Origin of the sequence: unidentified bacterial endosymbiont (assembly GCF_918797525.1) — a bacterium.
In the GTDB taxonomy this organism is placed as follows: Bacteria; Pseudomonadota; Gammaproteobacteria; order Enterobacterales; family Enterobacteriaceae; genus Enterobacter.
Map to the genome: position 1 here is coordinate 3372196 of NZ_OU963893.1, position 18671 is coordinate 3390866.

At 52.6% G+C, this 18671-nt stretch carries 17 protein-coding genes and 1 pseudogene; 2 read left to right on the forward strand and 16 right to left on the reverse strand.

Features of this window, described 5'->3' with window-relative positions; genetic code table 11:
- Window positions 1–38 precede the first annotated feature (38 nt).
- The 8 genes from tolA to cydA all read right to left on the reverse strand — a co-directional run bounded on the left by tolA (window position 39) and on the right by cydA (window position 6050).
- Window positions 39–1205, reverse strand: a complete 1167-nt coding sequence (tolA, locus tag NL510_RS16050) for a cell envelope integrity protein TolA (protein ID WP_253378104.1) — start codon at window positions 1203–1205, stop codon at window positions 39–41.
- 28 nt (window positions 1206–1233) lie between these two features.
- On the reverse strand, window positions 1234–1662 hold the full coding sequence (gene tolR / locus NL510_RS16055) for a colicin uptake protein TolR (RefSeq protein ID WP_253378105.1): 429 nt from the start codon (window positions 1660–1662) through the stop codon (window positions 1234–1236).
- 3 nt (window positions 1663–1665) lie between these two features.
- Window positions 1666–2358 carry a Tol-Pal system protein TolQ gene (tolQ, locus tag NL510_RS16060; protein WP_253378106.1) on the reverse strand — a complete coding sequence of 231 codons (693 nt, stop codon included), beginning with the start codon at window positions 2356–2358 and terminating at the stop codon, window positions 1666–1668.
- Entirely contained in the window at window positions 2355–2759 is a 405-nt protein-coding gene (ybgC, locus tag NL510_RS16065) for a tol-pal system-associated acyl-CoA thioesterase (protein WP_253378107.1), read from the reverse strand. Before ybgC ends, tolQ begins: the two co-directional genes overlap by 4 nt.
- Before the next feature lie 149 nt (window positions 2760–2908).
- The gene (gene ybgE, locus NL510_RS16070) at window positions 2909–3199 is read right to left on the reverse strand and encodes a cyd operon protein YbgE (RefSeq protein ID WP_253378108.1); all 291 of its coding nucleotides are present in this window, start codon (window positions 3197–3199) and stop codon (window positions 2909–2911) included.
- A complete protein-coding gene (cydX, locus tag NL510_RS16075) occupies window positions 3199–3312 on the reverse strand; it encodes a cytochrome bd-I oxidase subunit CydX (RefSeq protein ID WP_253378109.1) in 114 nt (37 codons plus the stop codon). Before cydX ends, ybgE begins: the two co-directional genes overlap by 1 nt.
- Before the next feature lie 14 nt (window positions 3313–3326).
- A complete protein-coding gene (gene cydB, locus NL510_RS16080; RefSeq protein WP_253378110.1) occupies window positions 3327–4466 on the reverse strand; it encodes a cytochrome d ubiquinol oxidase subunit II in 1140 nt (379 codons plus the stop codon).
- 15 nt (window positions 4467–4481) lie between these two features.
- A complete protein-coding gene (gene cydA, locus NL510_RS16085; protein ID WP_253384961.1) occupies window positions 4482–6050 on the reverse strand; it encodes a cytochrome ubiquinol oxidase subunit I in 1569 nt (522 codons plus the stop codon).
- An 806-nt stretch (window positions 6051–6856) separates the two neighbouring features.
- On the opposite strand from cydA, the gene NL510_RS16090 reads away from it, so the two are divergent.
- The gene (locus NL510_RS16090) at window positions 6857–8320 is read left to right on the forward strand and encodes a phosphatidylinositol-specific phospholipase C domain-containing protein (RefSeq protein WP_253378111.1); all 1464 of its coding nucleotides are present in this window, start codon (window positions 6857–6859) and stop codon (window positions 8318–8320) included.
- 130 nt (window positions 8321–8450) lie between these two features.
- On the opposite strand, the gene sucD is transcribed toward NL510_RS16090, so the two are convergent.
- From sucD to sdhC, 8 genes are all read right to left on the reverse strand, one after another.
- Window positions 8451–9320: a succinate--CoA ligase subunit alpha gene (gene sucD, locus NL510_RS16095; RefSeq protein ID WP_253378112.1), complete on the reverse strand. Its 870-nt coding sequence runs from the start codon at window positions 9318–9320 to the stop codon at window positions 8451–8453.
- A complete protein-coding gene (gene sucC, locus NL510_RS16100; RefSeq protein ID WP_253378113.1) occupies window positions 9320–10486 on the reverse strand; it encodes an ADP-forming succinate--CoA ligase subunit beta in 1167 nt (388 codons plus the stop codon). The genes sucD and sucC overlap by 1 nt, the downstream gene beginning before the upstream one ends.
- An 84-nt stretch (window positions 10487–10570) precedes the next feature.
- Window positions 10571–11788: a 2-oxoglutarate dehydrogenase complex dihydrolipoyllysine-residue succinyltransferase gene (gene odhB, locus NL510_RS16105; protein WP_253378114.1), complete on the reverse strand. Its 1218-nt coding sequence runs from the start codon at window positions 11786–11788 to the stop codon at window positions 10571–10573.
- A 14-nt stretch (window positions 11789–11802) separates the two neighbouring features.
- Window positions 11803–14610, reverse strand: coding sequence for a 2-oxoglutarate dehydrogenase E1 component (gene sucA, locus NL510_RS16110; protein ID WP_253378115.1), 2808 nt, complete (start codon window positions 14608–14610; stop codon window positions 11803–11805).
- Between the two features lie 228 nt (window positions 14611–14838).
- The gene (locus NL510_RS16115) at window positions 14839–15555 is read right to left on the reverse strand and encodes a succinate dehydrogenase iron-sulfur subunit (protein ID WP_064325349.1); all 717 of its coding nucleotides are present in this window, start codon (window positions 15553–15555) and stop codon (window positions 14839–14841) included.
- Window positions 15556–15570: 15 nt separating this feature from the next.
- A complete protein-coding gene (sdhA, locus tag NL510_RS16120) occupies window positions 15571–17337 on the reverse strand; it encodes a succinate dehydrogenase flavoprotein subunit (protein ID WP_253378116.1) in 1767 nt (588 codons plus the stop codon).
- On the reverse strand, window positions 17337–17684 hold the full coding sequence (gene sdhD / locus NL510_RS16125) for a succinate dehydrogenase membrane anchor subunit (RefSeq protein ID WP_010428702.1): 348 nt from the start codon (window positions 17682–17684) through the stop codon (window positions 17337–17339). The genes sdhA and sdhD overlap by 1 nt, the downstream gene beginning before the upstream one ends.
- The gene (gene sdhC, locus NL510_RS16130; RefSeq protein ID WP_253378117.1) at window positions 17678–18082 is read right to left on the reverse strand and encodes a succinate dehydrogenase cytochrome b556 subunit; all 405 of its coding nucleotides are present in this window, start codon (window positions 18080–18082) and stop codon (window positions 17678–17680) included. The genes sdhD and sdhC overlap by 7 nt, the downstream gene beginning before the upstream one ends.
- Window positions 18083–18454: 372 nt before the next feature.
- On the opposite strand from sdhC, the pseudogene NL510_RS23075 reads away from it, so the two are divergent.
- Window positions 18455–18517, forward strand: a pseudogene (locus tag NL510_RS23075) (hypothetical protein); the annotation flags it as partial.
- Window positions 18518–18671 lie beyond the last annotated feature (154 nt).

Consider the following 18671-nt stretch of genomic DNA (forward strand, 5'->3'; position numbering starts at 1 on the left):
TGGCCTATTTTTCCCCGTTTGCACGGGGAAAAAGTAACTTAAGGCTTAAAGTCCAGCGGTGCATTTTTAAACACTTCGTAGACTGCCTGAGAGGGCGGTTTTGGCATTTTAGCCTGACGCGCTGCAGCCAGTGCCGCATTACATAAGGCCGGGTCGCCTCCTTCAGACCGGATATCCAGAAGCATGCCATCCGGTGCCAGTTTTATACGCAGCGTACACGTTTTACCGGCGAAGGAAGATGCATCATAGAAACGGCTTTCAATCGCGGATTTAATCTGCGAGGCATAACCGTTAATTTCAGCACCTGTCGCACCGTTACTCTTAGTGTTACCACTTCCAGCCGAAGCAGCATTATTTCCTTTCGCCCCCCCGCCCGTTTTCGGCGCATTCTTACCCGAGCTTAAATCGCCAAGTAGATCGTCGACACCGGCAGCGGCGGCGGCTTTTTCAGCTGCGGCTGCTTTTTTCGCAGCCGCTTTATCAGCAGCAGCTTTGGCAGCGGCGGCTTTCTCGGCTGCGGCCGCTTTTTTCACGGCCTCGGCTTCAGCTTTTTTCTGGGCGTCAGCAGCGGCTTTCTTCGCGGCCTCGGCTTCAGCTTTTTTCTGGGCTTCAGCAGCGGCTTTCTTCGCGGCCTCGGCTTCGGCTTTTTTCTGGGCATCGGCAGCGGCTTTCTTCGCGGCCTCGGCTTCGGCTTTTTTCTGGGCATCGGCAGCGGCTTTCTTCGCGGCCTCGGCCGCTAATTTCGCCTGCGCGTCAGCCTGCGCTTTCGCATCGGCTGCAGCTTTGGCTGCGGCCTCTTCCGCCTGCTTCTGTTGTTCCTGCGCTTTTTTCGTCGCAGCTTCAGCCTGCTCTTTTGCCGATTCTTGCGCCTGTAAACGTTCTTTCTCAAGCTGCTTCAGGCGTTCCTGCTCTGCGGCCTGCTTTTCACGCAGCTCCTCCGCTTGCTGTTGCGCCTGTTTTTCACGCTGCTCTTCAGCACGTTTTGCGCTCGCCTGCTGCTGTTGCTGGCGATTATAGTTCTGAACGACCGCACCCGGATCCACCATCACGGCATCGATGGAAGAACCGCCACCGCCGCCCGCTGATGCATCAATATGCTCGTCGAACGAACTCCAGATCAGCGCTGCAAAAAGAATTACGTGCAGCACTGTGGAGACGATTATCGCTCGTTTAAGCTTGTCGTTCTGTTCGGTTGCCTTTGACACAATCGGTTCCCAAAAACTACGCAGATGATCAAATAGGCTGAGTCATTAAGCCAACTGACTTAACGCCCGCACTGTGTAGCAAGTTCAGCGCTTTAATAATTTCATCGTAAGGTACGTCTTTCGCACCACCGATCAAGAAGACCGTTTTCGGATTTGACGCCAAGCGTCGTTGCGCTTCAGCGATAACCTGCTCTGGTGGTAATTGATCCATGCGATCTTTTTCTACCACTACGCTGTATTGCCCTACGCCGGAAACCTCAATGATGACCGGAGGCTCGTCATTGTTGCTTACCGCCTGAGAATCTGTCGCATCCGGCAGATCGACTTCAACGCTCTGGGTGATGATGGGCGCTGTCGCCATGAAGATCAGCAGCAGGACCAACAGGACGTCCAGAAGCGGAACAATATTAATTTCGGACTTGAGCTCGCGACGGCCTCGTCCACGCGATCTGGCCATGGTTTACCCCTTATTGCTCTCGGTGCTGGTAAACGCCTGACGATGCAGAATCGCGGTGAACTCTTCCATAAAGTTGTCGTAGTTCAGTTCCAGTTTATTCACGCGCTGGTTAAGACGGTTATACGCCATTACCGCTGGAATGGCCGCAAACAGGCCGATAGCGGTCGCAATCAGCGCTTCTGCAATACCGGGGGCCACCATCTGCAACGTCGCCTGTTTCACCGCGCCTAAGGCGATAAAAGCGTGCATGATCCCCCATACCGTACCCAGCAGGCCGATATACGGGCTGATGGAACCCACGGTACCGAGGAAAGGAATATGCGTTTCAAGGGTTTCAAGCTCACGGTTCATCGAAATGCGCATCGCACGGGACGCGCCTTCCACGACCGCTTCCGGCGCATGGTTATTGGCACGATGCAGACGGGCGAACTCTTTGAAACCACTATAAAAGATTTGTTCTGAGCCTGAAAGATTATCACGGCGTCCCTGGCTTTCCTGATACAGACGAGACAGTTCAATACCAGACCAGAACTTGTCCTCAAACGCTTCCGCTTCACGACTTGCCGCATTGAGAATACGCGTTCTCTGGATAATGATGGCCCAGGATGCGATCGAAAAACCAATCAAAATGAACATGATAAGTTTAACCAGAAGGCTAGCCTTCAGGAACAAATCAAGGATATTCATGTCAGTCACTGCTTAAACTCCGCGACAATAGACTTAGGAAGCGCACGAGGCTTCATTATGGTTGGATCAACACAGACAATCAGTACTTCAGCTGAGTTCAGTACCGTGTTCTCCGCATTAACTATCCGCTGCGTGAAAACCATTGAGGTTCCGCGCATTGATGTAATTTCAGTTTGAACGTCGAGCATATCGTCGAGTCTGGCTGGCGCAAAATACTCAAGCGTCATCTTGCGTACCACGAAAGCAACTCGCTCAGCCAACAACACCTGTTGGCTAAAGTGATGATGGCGCAACATCTCTGTGCGTGCCCGCTCATAAAAAGCAACGTAGCTGGCGTGGTAAACCACCCCCCCGGCATCGGTATCTTCATAGTAGACACGAACCGGCCATCGAAACAGCGTTGTATTCACTTTACATCCCGGTAATGCAACTTAAAGTTGGAGCTTTCAAACTTCGCTACTATACGCGCGGGAATGATGGTTTGGAATGGGGGAAAGTAAACGGAGAGTAAATTTTTATGGGCTGAAGTAAGCCCATAGGGTTAACAGAGATTTCTTATTTAAAAGAAGAAGAAGACAAGCCCGGCAATAAGCACCAGGTCGGCAATAAGCGGAAAGAAGATCCCCTGCCAGTGAAGCGCTTTCGGTCGAAAGCCCACACCATGGATCACCCCAGCGCACACTGCCCACATAATGAGGAAGCCATGCCAGATCTCAAGCTCGCTGGTCTTCGCTGCAAAACGCGAAGGGTCCCAGAAGATACAGCCTGCCAGCAGTAATGCCATCACTAATGAAAGCGCCCGTAATGGGCGCTTATCCATTACCGCATATAACGTTGCGATAATATTCATCAGTGCTTTTCTTCACCTGCTTCGGATGCTTCAACGTGCTCAAGCGCCAGGGCAGTAATGATGCCAAATGCACAAGCAAGAAGCGTCCCCAAAATCCATGCGAAGTACCACATATTCAGCTCCTTACTTAATACAGGGAATGAGTGTTGCTTTCGATATCTTGCCTGGTGATACGACCGAACATTTTCCAGTAACACCAGCTGGTGTACAGCAGGATAATCGGTACGAACACGCAAGCAGCATAGGTCATCAGGTTCAGCGTCAGCTGGCTGGAGGTCGCATCCCACATGGTCAGGCTAGCATTCATCATAGTGCTGGATGGCATCACGAATGGGAACATAGCGATACCGGCAGTCAGAATGATGCAGGCCAGCGTCAGTGAAGAGAACACAAACGCCATCGCCCCTTTCTCAAGACGCGACATCAGCATCGTCAGCAGCGGCAGCAACACGCCCAGAGCCGGGATGGCCCATAACGCTGGCGTAGTGTTGAAGTTCACCAGCCAGGCGCCAGCCTGACGCGCCACTTCTTTCGTCAGCGGGTTAGACGGTGCGGTATGGTTGATCGCAGACGTCACCACGTAACCATCAATACCGTACACAACCCAGACGCCAGCCAGCGCGAAACAGACCAGCGTCACAAGGGCTGCAACCTGAGCCGTTGTGCGGCAACGCAGGTGCAGTTCGCCTACGGTACGCATCTGCAGATAAGTTGCGCCCTGAGTCAAAATCATCGCCACGCTCACTACGCCAGCCAGCAGACCAAACGGGTTCAGTAGCTGGAAGAAGTTACCGGTGTAGAAAAGACGCATATACTCATCAACGTGGAAGGGTACCCCCTGCAGCAAGTTGCCAAACGCCACGCCAATCACCAGCGGCGGCACGAAGCTGCCAATGAAGATGCCCCAGTCCCACATGTTACGCCAGCGGGTGTCTTCAATCTTGGAGCGGTAGTCAAAACCTACCGGACGGAAGAATAAAGCCGCCAGAACCAGAATCATCGCCACATAGAAGCCGGAGAACGCAGCCGCATAGACCATCGGCCAGGCAGCAAACAGCGCGCCGCCTGCGGTGATCAGCCACACCTGGTTACCGTCCCAGTGCGGGGCGATGGAGTTGATCATAATTCGACGCTCGGTGTCGCTGCGACCGAGGAAACGGGTGAGCATGCCCACCCCCATGTCGAAACCATCCGTGACCGCAAAACCAATCAGCAGAACACCGATCAGTAGCCACCAGATAAAACGCAATACTTCATAATCGATCATTTGATGACTCCTGTCTTAGCGTGCCGGCTGAGTAGTCATATTGGACTGCTCGTAGTGATAGCGACCGGTTTTCAGGCTGCTTGGGCCAAGGCGCGCGAACTTAAACATCAGGAACAGTTCAGCCACCAGGAACAGGGTGTACAGACCACATATCAGCAGCATGGAGAAGATCAGATCGCCAGCTGTCAGAGAGGAGTTGGCTACCGCCGTTGGCAGCACTTCACCTATTGCCCACGGCTGACGGCCATATTCCGCCACAAACCAACCGGATTCGATTGCAATCCACGGCAGTGGAATACCGTACATCGCCGTGCGCAGCAGCCATTTTTTCTCGCCGATACGGTTACGAATAACAGACCAGAACGACGCCGCGATGATCAGCAGCATGATAATACCGCAGCCCACCATGATACGGAACGCGAAGTATAGCGGTGCTACGCGTGGAATAGAGTCCTGAGTTGCCATCTGAATCTGGGCTTCCGTCGCGTCGGAGACGTTCGGGGTATAGCGTTTCAGCAGCAGCCCGTAACCCAGGTCTTTCTTGATGTCGTTAAACTGGTCGCGAACGGCCTGATCGGTAGAACCGGCGCGCAACTGTTCCAGCAGCGAGTAGGCTTTCATCCCGTTACGGATACGTTCTTCATGCTGCACCAGCAGATCTTTCAGGCCAGTCACCTGTTTGTCGACGGAGCGGGTTGCGATAAGACCCAGCGCATAAGGAATCTGAATGGCAAAGCGGTTTTCCTGCGCATCCTGATCGGGAATTCCGAACAGCGTAAAGGCTGCCGGAGCAGGCTGTGTTTCCCATTCTGCTTCAATCGCTGCCAGTTTGGTTTTCTGCACGTCACCCATTTCGTAACCGGATTCATCACCCAGCACAATAACAGACAGAATCGCCGCCATACCGAAGCTTGCTGCGATGGCAAAAGAGCGTTTTGCAAACGGGAAGTCACGACCACGCAACATATAGTATGCGCTGATGCCCATCACAAACATTGCGCCGCACACATAGCCCGAGGCCACGGTGTGGACAAATTTAACCTGTGCGACCGGGTTCAGCACCAGCTCGGTAAAGCTGACCATCTCCATACGCATGGTTTCGAAGTTGAAATCAGACGCGATAGGGTTCTGCATCCAGCCGTTCGCCACCAGGATCCACAGCGCGGACAGGTTCGAACCTAAGGCCACCAGCCAGGTGACAGCCATGTGCTGAACTTTGCTCAGACGGTCCCAACCGAAGAAGAACAGACCTACAAAGGTGGATTCGAGGAAGAAGGCCATCAGACCTTCAATGGCCAGCGGCGCACCGAAGATATCCCCCACGTAGTGGGAATAGTAAGACCAGTTTGTCCCGAACTGGAACTCCATGGTCAAACCGGTTGCCACGCCCAGCGCGAAGTTGATACCAAACAACTTGCCCCAGAACTTGGTCATATCTTTATAAATCTGTTTGCCGGAGAGGACGTAGACCGTTTCCATAATAGCCAGCAGGAACGCCAAACCGAGCGTCAATGGCACAAACAGGAAGTGGTACATCGCGGTCAAGGCAAACTGTAAGCGCGACAGTTCGACTATATCTAACATCATGACTCCTTGCTCATCGCATGAAGACTCCGAGAGTGAACCCCGTTAGAAAAGGACTCACACACATGCCCCAATACAAATTATTCGCATCCTTGTCGTCGCTATTCGTCTAAAGAGGATAAAAGCGAAGGCAACAGGTTACAAATACGTTAAAAAAAATCCAAATAGATCCCGCGAATATAATACGCTGCAAAACCCTTACAATAAACAGGTTTTTATTGATTCACATTTACGTTTTACGACGGGGATCAACTTATACCAAAAATGCCACTTTTGAGCCTTTTTGATCGCGGACAATTTAGCGCCTTTTACTGGGTTTTTCCAAGAATTAAACATTGATTTATATCAAAAACAGCCGTTCTTGTTAAGTATGTTTATTTGCAGTAACAGAGACAAGTAATTTCATAACAATATTTTTACAAACGCATGTTACTGATTATCAAAACCAACAAACAACACAAACAGGAGTTATTTAATTTAACGACACCGAGGGTGCCCTCTTTACAATCACATAAACCTGTAAAAAAGTGTTCCGTCATTTTTCTGATGCGCGAAAACCCCTGCACTCAATTACATATATTTTACCTTTTCAACCATGAAAATTAACACCATCGCAGACATGTCCGCCAGAAGTGAGCCTGGATACTCTTTTAGCGCGTTGCGCACTACAGAGCATTTTTCTTCACGTATAATATATAAAAAATATGAATATTACATTTTAGGAATATATTAATAGTGGAGTTATTGTTATTAGCACTATTAGCCCATAATATTCACGTTCAATTTTAACAACATGGATGTTATAAGTGAAACTCTCTTCTTTTGTTATTTTATCTTTGCTGAGTACATCGGTTTTTGCACATAATGACGATGGATATAGTCATGACGCAAATATTATGAATTACAATCAGAGCGCGTGGATGGAAGAACTTCCTGACGCGACTCAATTATCACAGCTGAGCATCCCCGGGACCCATGATACAGGCTCACGTTATGGTGGCGCAGCCATTGAGAACCAGGTAATGACCATCAGTCAGCAGCTCAACGCAGGTATCCGCTATCTCGATATTCGCGTGCGCCATATCGATAATGCGTTTGCCATCCATCATGGTTTGAAATATCAATATCTTAATTTTGACGATGTGCTCAAGTCTGTCACCCAGTTCCTCAGTGCGCATCCCAGCGAAACGATCGTCATGCGTGTGCATGAGGAGTATAAAGCGGACAATAATACGCGAAGCATAGAAGAAACGATGGACAGTTATATTAAAAAATATCAAAAATTTTTCTATAACGTTGATTATCAAAGTCACGATCCTAATCTACAGTTGGGTCCATTGCGCGGTAAAATTTTTGTCGTATGGGATAATGTCCGGAGTACCGGGATGATACATACCACGGGTACGTATTTTAGTGCTGTGAGAAGGCAAGACGCCTATAATGTAAAAACTAACTGGGATCTCTATAATAAATGGGAAATAATTAAACGCTTCATCAATGATAACAAGTCAGCGAAAGAACTTACCATTAACCATTTGAGTGCTTCAGGCGGCTCGTTTCCGTATTTCATAGCCAGCGGTCACTCCCGAGCAAGTACTTCTGCACCGCACCTTGCCACCGGTTTGACGACGCCAGGCTGGAAGCATAAATATCCCGACTTTCCGCGGGTTTCATGTTTCATAGGCATCTGCACTATCGCCTTTGAAGGAACAAACACGCTGACTAAAAACTACTTAAATGACCATAATATTGAACGTACAGGCATTATCGCTGCAGATTTCCCTGGAAAAGGATTGATCAAGTCCATCATCGACAAGAACTATTTTGAAGTTAAACGCTACAAAAACACGCAGGCAAATCAATGCCTTACTTTTTCAGTCACATCAAACGCTGCCCTTCTCCCCTGTAATAAAGAGACTATTCCACAACAGAAAATCTCACTGCGTGACGGCCAGATACGTCAACAATCCTTGTGTCTGACAGCGGCAAACGCAGGCACGTTTGAAAACAGTGCTGTCGTGTTTAGCCCATGCAAAAACAGCGAAAATCAAAAATGGGCCGACGAAAATCGCCAGTTGGTTAACACGCAAAGGGGAAAACGGTGGTGTTTAACTAACCCTAAAAATAGTCAGAAACTGATCCTCCGTGCCTGCAACAGATCCGATGCGGGACAATATTTTTCGCCCGTCACAGAACCACGCGCAAGCAGCAACGGTAAGGTCACGGATGGAAAAAATATTTTTGTCCTCCCGGGTAGTTCATCGCGCTAAATTCACTCTCCTGCCCTTTAAGCAGAGAAGGGTAGAACTTCCCATAAAAAAGGCCGCTTTTCAGCGGCCAACCATGTCGAAACGGACATTTTTATATTTTAACGCTCCCCATCCAGGGAGCAGAGAGGATTTACTTAATGATGGATTTCAGTGCTTCACCGATATCCGCCAGGCTGCGAACGGTTTTCACCCCTGCGGCTTCCAGCGCCGCGAATTTCTCATCCGCAGTGCCTTTACCCCCGGCGATAATCGCCCCTGCGTGACCCATACGCTTGCCTTTTGGCGCCGTCACACCGGCGATGTAACCCACTACCGGCTTGGTCACGTGTTCTTTAATGTAAGCCGCGGCTTCTTCTTCGGCACTCCCTCCAATCTCACCGATCATCACAATCGCTTCGGTCTGAGGATCTTCCTGGAACAGCTTCAGGATGTCGATGAAGTTAGCGCCCGGGATCGGGTCACCGCCGATGCCCACACAGGTGGACTGGCCGAAACCGTAGTCGGTAGTCTGCTTAACCGCTTCATAGGTCAGGGTACCCGAACGGGAAACGATGCCCACTTTGCCCGGCTTGTGGATGTGGCCAGGCATAATGCCGATTTTACATTCGCCAGGGGTGATAACGCCTGGACAGTTCGGGCCAATCATACGTACGCCGGCTTCATCCAGCTTCACCTTCACGGTCAGCATATCCAGCGTCGGGATACCTTCGGTAATGGTGATGATCAATTTGATCCCAGCCTCGATGGCTTCCAGAATGGAGTCTTTACAGAACGGTGCCGGAACATAGATCACAGTCGCGGTTGCGCCGGTCGCTTCTACCGCTTCACGCACGGTGTTGAATACCGGCAGGCCCAGGTGCGTGGTGCCACCTTTACCTGGCGTTACGCCGCCAACCATCTGTGTGCCGTAGGCAATCGCCTGTTCGGAGTGGAAAGTCCCCTGGCTACCGGTAAAGCCCTGGCAGATTACTTTGGTGTCTTTATTAATTAAAACGGACATTATTTCCCCTCCACTGCGGCAACTACCTGCTGAGCGGCATCCGTCAGACTTTTCGCTGCAATAATATTCAGGCCGCTGTCAGCCAGTTTTTTCGCGCCGAGTTCAGCGTTGTTTCCTTCCAGACGCACAACTACCGGAACGTTAACCCCCACTTCTTCAACCGCACCGATGATACCGTCGGCAATCAGGTCGCAACGGACGATGCCGCCGAAGATGTTAACCAGAACCGCTTTCACGTTGTCGTCAGAGAGGATGATTTTGAACGCTTCGGTCACGCGCTCTTTGGTTGCGCCACCGCCAACGTCGAGGAAGTTTGCTGGCTCACCGCCGTGCAGCTTAACGATGTCCATGGTGCCCATTGCCAGGCCCGCGCCGTTAACCATGCAGCCGATGTTGCCGTCCAGCGCGACGTAGTTCAGCTCCCACTGTGCGGCCTGCGCTTCACGCGGATCTTCCTGAGACTGGTCGCGCATTTCACGCAAATCGGCCTGGCGGAACAGTGCGTTACCGTCAGCACCCAGCTTACCGTCGAGGCAGATCAGGTCGCCCTGGGTGGTGATCACCAGCGGGTTGATTTCGATCAGCGCCAGATCGCGCTCGAGGAAGATATTCGCCAGGCCCATGAAGATCTTGGTAAACTGCTGAACCAGCTTGCCTTCCAGCCCCAGTTTGAACGCCAGTTCGCGCCCCTGGTAAGGCATAGGGCCTGCCAGCGGATCGATCGCCACTTTGTGGATCAGATGCGGGGTCTCTTCCGCCACTTTTTCGATTTCCACGCCGCCTTCGGTAGACGCCATGAACACCACGCGACGGGAACTGCGGTCAACAACCGCGCCCAGATACAGTTCTTTGGCGATATCAGTCGCCGCTTCAACCAGGATCTGGTTTACCGGCTGGCCATTCGCATCTGTTTGATAGGTAACCAGGCGCTTGCCGAGCCAATGTTCAGCAAAAGCACGGATCTCTTCTTTGCTCTTAACAACCTTCACACCGCCCGCTTTACCACGGCCACCAGCGTGAACCTGACACTTAACTACCCAAGGGCCGGAACCGATTTTTGATGCGGCTTCTTCTGCTTCACGTGGGGTAGTACAGGCATAACCCACCGGCGCCGGTAAGCCTGACCTGGCAAACAGCTGTTTGGCCTGATATTCATGTAAGTTCATGTGTTCTATCCATCCTTCAGATAATCGTTAGGTAGTGCTTTTATAGGCCCGGCAGGCATAGCACCGCCGGGCAAGACGGCAAAATTAGACGTCCAGCAGCAAACGCGTTGGATCTTCAAGCAGCTCTTTAATGGCTACCAGGAAGCCCACGGACTCGCGACCGTCGATCAGACGGTGATCGTAAGAGAGTGCCAGGTACATCATCGGCAGGATCTCCACTTTACCGTCTACCGCCATCGGGCGATCTTTAATGGCATGCATGCCAAGGATTGCGCTCTGTGGTGGGTTGATAATAGGGGTAGACATCAGCGAACCGAATACGCCGCCGTTGGTAATGGTGAAGTTACCGCCGGTCAGATCGTCTACGGTCAACTTGCCGTCACGGCCTTTCAGCGCCAGCTCTTTAATACGTTTTTCAACGTCAGCCATACCCAGCGTATCAACGTCACGCAGAACCGGAGTCACCAGGCCACGTGGCGTAGAGACCGCCATGCTGACGTCGAAATAGTTGTGGTAAACCACATCATCGCCGTCGATAGACGCGTTGACTTCCGGGTAGCGTTTCAGCGCCTCAACAACCGCTTTCACGTAGAAAGACATAAAGCCCAGACGGATACCGTGACGTTTTTCAAACGCGTCACCATACTGCTTACGCAGATCCATGATTGGCTTCATGTTGACTTCGTTGAAGGTGGTCAGCATTGCGGTGGAGTTTTTCGCTTCCAGCAGACGCTCAGCCACACGCTTTCGCAGGCGGGTCATGGGCACGCGTTTTTCACTGCGTGCGCCCAGTGCAGGCTGTGCCGCTGCCGGGGCGTTCGCCTCTGCTTTAGCTTCAGTTGGCGCTTTGGCCAGATGCTTGTCGATGTCTTCACGGGTCAGACGTCCACCCACACCGCTGCCTTTGATGGTGGCCGGATCAAGGCTGTGCTCAGCCAGCAGGCGACGGATCGCCGGGCTGAGCGCGTCGTTCGTTTGCTCTTCCAGAGAGGCCTGCTGGCGCTGCGCCGGAGTAGAGGCTTTATCTTCAGTTTTCGCACTGGACTCTTTGCCCGCGCTGTTGCCTTCACGCAGACGGCCCAGGATCTGGCGAGACGTCACGGTGGTGCCTTCATCTTCCAGGACTGCATCCAGAATGCCATCCGCCGATGCCGGTACTTCCAGTACCACTTTGTCAGTTTCGATTTCTACCAGCACTTCATCGCGCTTAACGCTATCGCCCGGTTTTTTGTGCCAGGTGGCGACGGTCGCATCAGCTACAGACTCGGGCAGGTCGGGAACAAGAATATCTACGCTACTCATTATGCATCCTTTAATTAATCGACGTTCAGCGCGTCATTGACCAGATCGTGTTGCTGCTTCTGGTGAACGGACATATACCCTACCGCCGGCGAGGCGGAGGCCGGGCGACCTGCATAACGCAGGGCAGACCCAAATGGAATCACTTCACGGAAATGATGCTGGCTGCAATACCATGCGCCCTGGTTGAGCGGCTCTTCCTGGCACCAGACAAAATCATGTACGTGAGCATATTGTTTCAGTACGTCCTGCATCGCCTGATGCGGGAAGGGATAAAGCTGTTCGATACGCACGATGGCGACATCTTTTTGATCGTTCTTACGGCGCTGTTCCAGCAGGTCGTAATAAACCTTACCAGAACACATCACGACACGCTTCACGCCTTTCGGATCCAGTTCATCAACCTCGCCAATGGCGGGCTGGAAAGTGCCGTTGGCCAGTTCGTCCAGGCTGGAGACCGCCAGCGGATGACGCAGAAGAGATTTCGGCGACATCACCACCAGCGGACGGCGCATACCGCGCAGCGCCTGACGACGCAGCATGTGATACACCTGAGCGGGGGTAGATGGCACGCAAACCTGCATGTTCTGCTCGGCGCAGAGCTGCAGATAACGTTCCAGACGTGCGGAGGAGTGCTCCGGGCCCTGCCCTTCATAACCGTGCGGCAGCAGCATCACCAGGCCACACATACGGCCCCACTTCTGCTCGCCAGAGGAGATGAACTGGTCGATAACGACCTGCGCACCGTTGGCGAAGTCGCCGAACTGCGCTTCCCAGATGGTCAGCGTACGGGGTTCTGCCGTGGCGTAGCCATATTCGAATGCCAGTACCGCTTCTTCAGACAGTACGGAGTCCCAGACCTTGAACGGGCCTTGTCCGTTATGCACATGCTGAAGCGGCGTATAGGTAGAACCGTTAATCTGATTGTGCACTACCGCATGCCGGTGGAAGAAAGTGCCACGGCCCGCATCTTCACCGGACAGACGAACAGGAATACCTTCGTCAACCAGCGTCGCGTAAGCCAGGGTTTCCGCCCCGCCCCAGTCGAACAGCTTCTCGCCTGCCGCCATCGACTGACGGTCACCGTAGATTTTCGCTACGCGAGACTGCATCTCGATAGCCTCTGGCACGGTGCTGATGCGTTTTGCCAGCTCCTGCAGACGCTTCATCTCCACCTTGTTCGGGTAGCTCTCATCCCACTCATGGTTGAGGTACGGCGACCAGGTAAAGGAGTGCATATTCATTGGGCGCAGCTCTTTCACTACGCATTCGCCCGCGTCCAGCGCGTCACGGTAAAGATTGACCAGCTCGGTCGCATCTTCCAGCGTCGCCACGTTTTCGCCTTCCAGTTTGTCAGCATAGATTTTACGCGGCGTCGGGTGCTTTTTGATTTTCTGATACATCAGCGGCTGGGTTGCGCTTGGCTCATCCGCTTCGTTGTGGCCGTGACGGCGGTAGCAGAACAGGTCGATCAGTACGTCACGTTTGAAGGTGTTACGGTAATCCAGCGCCAGACGGGTGACGAAAGCAACGGCTTCCGGATCATCCGCGTTAACGTGGAAGATTGGCGCCTGTACCATCTTGCCGATGTCGGTGCAGTACGGGGTAGAACGTGCATCCAGCGGATTCGAGGTGGTGAAGCCCACCTGGTTATTGATAACGATACGAACGGTACCGCCCACTTCATAACCACGCGCTTTAGACATGTTCAGGGTTTCCTGAACCACACCCTGGCCGGTGATAGCCGCATCACCGTGAATGGTGATTGGCAGAACTTTGTTGCTGCCCGGCTCATCCAGACGATCCAGACGCGCACGCACGGACCCGATAACCACCGGGCTGACGATCTCCAGGTGCGACGGGTTGAACGCCAGCGCCAGGTGAACCTGCCCCCCTTCGGTCTCGATATCAGACGAGAAGCCCATGTGGTACTTCACATCACCGGTGCCGAGGTGTTCTTTGTGTTTGCCCGCGAATTCATCGAACAGGTCTTGCGGTTTTTTACCCAGAACGTTAACCAGCACGTTCAGACGACCACGGTGCGCCATGCCCAGAACCACTTCACGGGTACCGCTCTTGCCCGCATGACGGATCAGCTCTTTCAGCATCGGCACTAACGCGTCGCCACCTTCCAGCGAGAAGCGTTTTGCGCCCGGGAATTTCGCGCCAAGATAACGTTCAAGACCTTCTGCAGCGGTCAGTTCGCTCAGAAAGCGTTTTTTCTCTTCAGTGGAGAAGGTCGCATGACCCGCCACGGACTCGATACGCTGTTGGATCCAGCGCTTCTCTTCCGTTGAGGTGATGTGCATGTATTCCGCGCCGATGGAGCCGCAGTAGGTCTGCTTGAGGGCGTCAATCAGATCGCCCAGCTTCATCGTGTCTTTGCCGATAGCAAAGGAACCTACGTTAAAGCTTTCCTGGAAATCGGCCTCGGTGAGATCGTGATAGGCCGGATCGAGATCCGCGACACGATCCTGCTGCCACAGCCCCAGCGGATCAAGATTCGCATGCTGGTGACCGCGGAAGCGATAGGCGTTGATAAGCTGCAGAACTTTAACCTGCTTCGCATTGGTATCAGGGTCGGAAATCGCAGAAGAGTAACGTGAGGCATCCTTCGCCAGACGACGGAAATAATCACGTGTTTTGGAGTGGAATTGATCCGGTTTGACTCCCGTGCCAGGCAACTGCTGGAACATGGAACGCCAGTTAGCGTCCACTGAGTCAGGATCGGTTAAGAAGTCTTCATAGAGCTGTTCGATCCAGCTCTGGTTTGCGCCAGAGAGGAAAGAAGAGTCTAGCCAGGCTTTCAAAGCGCTGTTCTGCATCGTGATCCCTTAAGCATTTTTATGCTTACTTTCGCCGTAGAAACTACCACGCACAACACGTGTACGTGCCGGGGTTCACCTGCGAGCTCTTTTCATTTGGCCCGCGAAGGAACCTTTAGAAACTGTCTGGACTTCAGGGTAGTACAGGGCAGTTTTTAAAGGTTTCTGCAATCTTTTCCCTCTCCCCATTGGGGAGAGGGTAAGGGGAACAGCGCTCCCCTCTTACAACTACGCACTGCGCTGCAGCAGCATCGACTTGATATGCCCGATGGCGCGCGTCGGGTTTAGCCCCTTAGGACACACACTGACGCAGTTCATGATGCTATGGCAGCGGAATACGCTGAAAGCGTCACTCAGCCCTTCCAGACGGTTATCGGTTTCGGTGTCGCGGCTATCGATCAGGAAACGATAGGCAGCCAGCAGACCGGCCGGGCCGATAAATTTGTCCGGGTTCCACCAGAATGACGGGCAAGACGTCGAACAACATGCGCAGAGAATACACTCGTACAGCCCATCGAGTTTTTCACGCTGCTCAGGAGACTGTAAGTGCTCACGAGCGGGTGGATTTTGCCCATTATTCAATAAGTAAGGCTTAATCTTCTCATATTGTGCATAGAATTGCCCCATGTCTACCACCAAATCGCGAACCACCGGCAGGCCTGGCAGAGGACGGATAACAATTTTCTGACCCGCACGCTGTAACGCTGAAATCGGCGTGATGCAGGCCAGACCATTTTTACCGTTCATGTTCACGCCGTCAGAGCCACAGACCCCTTCACGGCAGGAACGACGAAACGACAGGGTCGGATCTTTTTCTTTAAGCTGCATTAAGGCGTCCAGCAGCATCATGTCGCGACCTTCTTCCGCCTCCAGGGTGTAATCCTGCATGTGCGGAGCATCGTCTACATCCGGGTTATAACGATAAACTGAGAATTCGAGTTTCATTGTCCTGTCTCCGCATTAATAGGTACGAATCTTCGGCGGGAACGCCGGACGCAGTTTCGGTTCCATATTGACGCTACGACGCGTCATGGACTCCGACTCTGGCAGATACAGGGAATGGCACAGCCAGTTTTCGTCATCACGATCCGGGTAGTCGAAGCGGCTATGCGCGCCACGGCTCTCGGTACGAAAGTTTGCCGACACCGCAGTGGCGTAAGCGGTTTCCATCAGGTTATCCAGCTCCAGACACTCAACGCGCTGGGTATTAAACTCGCTGGAGGTGTCGTCCAGACGGGCATTTTTCAGACGCTCGCGGATCGCTTTCAGCTGTTCAAGACCTTTGGCCATCGCGTCGCCTTCGCGGAATACCGAGAAGTTGTGCTGCATACATTCCTGCAGCGCTTTACGGATTTCCACCGGATCTTCACCGTTACGGTTGCCGTTCCAGCGGTTGAGACGCTCAAGAGAGGCGTCGATTTCGGCGTCGGTTGCGCCCAGCAGGTCGCCCTGTTCGGCAATTGACTCCTGCAGATGCAGACCCACCGCGCGGCCAAAGACCACCAGGTCCAGCAGGGAGTTGCCGCCCAGACGGTTTGCCCCGTGTACGGATACGCAGGCGATTTCACCCACCGCGAACAGGCCAGGGATCACCACGTCTTCGCCCTGCGCGTTCACGGTCAGCGCCTGACCGGTCACTCTGGTCGGAATACCGCCCATCATGTAGTGGCAGGTTGGGATAACCGGAATCGGCTCTTTCACCGGGTCTACGTGAGCGAAGGTGCGGGACAGCTCAAGGATGCCCGGCAGACGGGATTCCAGAACCTCCTTACCGAGGTGGTCCAGTTTCAGCTTCGCGTGTGGACCCCATGGGCCGTCACAGCCGCGGCCTTCGCGGATTTCGATCATGATGGAACGCGCCACCACGTCACGACCCGCCAGGTCTTTCGCATTCGGGGCATAACGCTCCATGAAGCGCTCGCCGTGTTTGTTCAGCAGATACCCACCTTCACCGCGACAGCCTTCCGTTACCAGAACGCCCGCACCGGCGATACCGGTTGGGTGGAACTGCCACATCTCCATATCCTGCACCGGCACACCAGCGCGGATCGCCATACCCACGCCGTCACCAGTGTTGATGTGGGCATTGGTGGTGGACTGGTAGATACGGCCTGCACCGCCGGTCGCCAGCACGGTCGCGCGGGCTTTGAAGTAAACCACTTCACCGGTTTCGATACACAATGCGGTACATCCGACCACAGCGCCATCGGCATTTTTTACCAGATCTAGCGCATACCATTCGGAAAAGATGGTGGTGTGGTTTTTCAGATTTTGCTGATACAGGGTGTGCAGCAGTGCGTGACCGGTACGGTCAGCCGCGGCCGCAGTACGTGCCGCCTGCTCGCCGCCAAAGTCTTTTGACTGGCCGCCAAACGGGCGTTGATAGATAGTGCCATTCTCCAGACGGGAGAACGGCAGACCCATGTGGTCCAGTTCCAGAATCGCTTCTGGCCCGGTTTTACACATGTATTCAATAGCGTCCTGGTCACCGATATAATCGGAACCTTTCACCGTGTCATACATGTGCCATTCCCAGTTATCTTCATGGGTATTACCCAGCGCCACGGTGATGCCACCCTGCGCGGATACGGTGTGGGAACGGGTCGGGAACACTTTAGAGAGCAGCGCACAGGTCTGGCCGCTCTGGGAAATTTGCAGCGCTGCGCGCATACCTGCGCCACCAGCACCAATCACTACAGCATCAAATTCTCTGACTGGCAGTTTCATTACACACCCCACACCACAACGAATCCATAAATAACGTAAACCACCAGGGCAACAACAATTACCAGCTGCAGTGGAAGGCGAATCGCCAGCGGTTTAACGTAATCGGTCAACACCTGCCACATGCCAATCCAGGCATGAATGAGGATAGAGAACAGCGCCAGCAGGGTGAACACTTTGGTGAAGGCCGATCCGAAGAAGCCACTCCAGATCTCCCATGTCAGCGTGCCGCTGGTGGCGAAGAAACCGATCATATAGATGATGTAAAGCGTAAGGACGATGGCGGTAGCGCGGACCAGAATGAAGTCATGTACGCCGTTGCGTCCTAATGCGGAGGCGTTGCTTACCATACGAGAACTCCTGCGAGAAGTGAAAGCACGAGAGTCAATACAAATGAAATGTTAGCGGAGCGTTTCCCGGCTTCGAAGGTCTCTTCCAGATAGCCAAAGTCCATCATCATATGGCGAATACCTACGACGACGTGGTAGGCCAGTGCCGTCAGAATGCCCCACATGATAAATTTCACAAACACGCTGTTCATAATGGCGGAGGCCTGGAGGAATCCTTCAGGGGATGAGAGGCTCGTTCCCAGTAACCACAGCAAAATACCCACCGCCACAAACGTAATCACACCCGATACGCGGTGCAAAATGGACGCTATTGCTGTTACAGGGAACCGGATCGTTTTGAGATCCAGATTGACAGGTCTTTGTTTTTTCACATTTCTTATCATGAATAACGCCCACATGCTGTTCTTATTGTTTCCTTCCTCCGGACTGCGATGCGGGTCAAGCAGCGTTCATTATCTATAACTGCGCGTCATACAAAACATTGCTTCCAAATGCTGATACGACACGTTAAAACGCTGGGTGGCTCGGGATTGCAGGGTATTCCGGAGACCTGGCGGCAGTATAGGACGTTCACAAAATCATTACAATTAACCTACATACAGTTTGTCGGGTTTTCTCTGGAACAGTGATCAGGGTCACGATAACAACATATTTTTAATTTTTAATCATCTGATTTGACAAATGTTAAACAATATTGTTACAAACGTCATCAGAAAAGGCATATAATGCGCAAAAGTTATGAGGTCATCCTTTCACCTGAGAAATAGTTATGCAACAGTGTGATGGTATTGACCGAAGTTATCAGGACAGTTATTAGTGGTATACAGGTTTGAATAATTCGGGCTGCAAAAACACTGATTTGCTGTTATTTCACTGATATTTCATTCGTTTACCTGCAAGGCGCCATAGCTCTGTACCCTGGTTTCTCCTCGTGAGCTGAGCGGTAAGCCAAATAACAATCTGGTAACGGTGATTAACAGCTGAAGG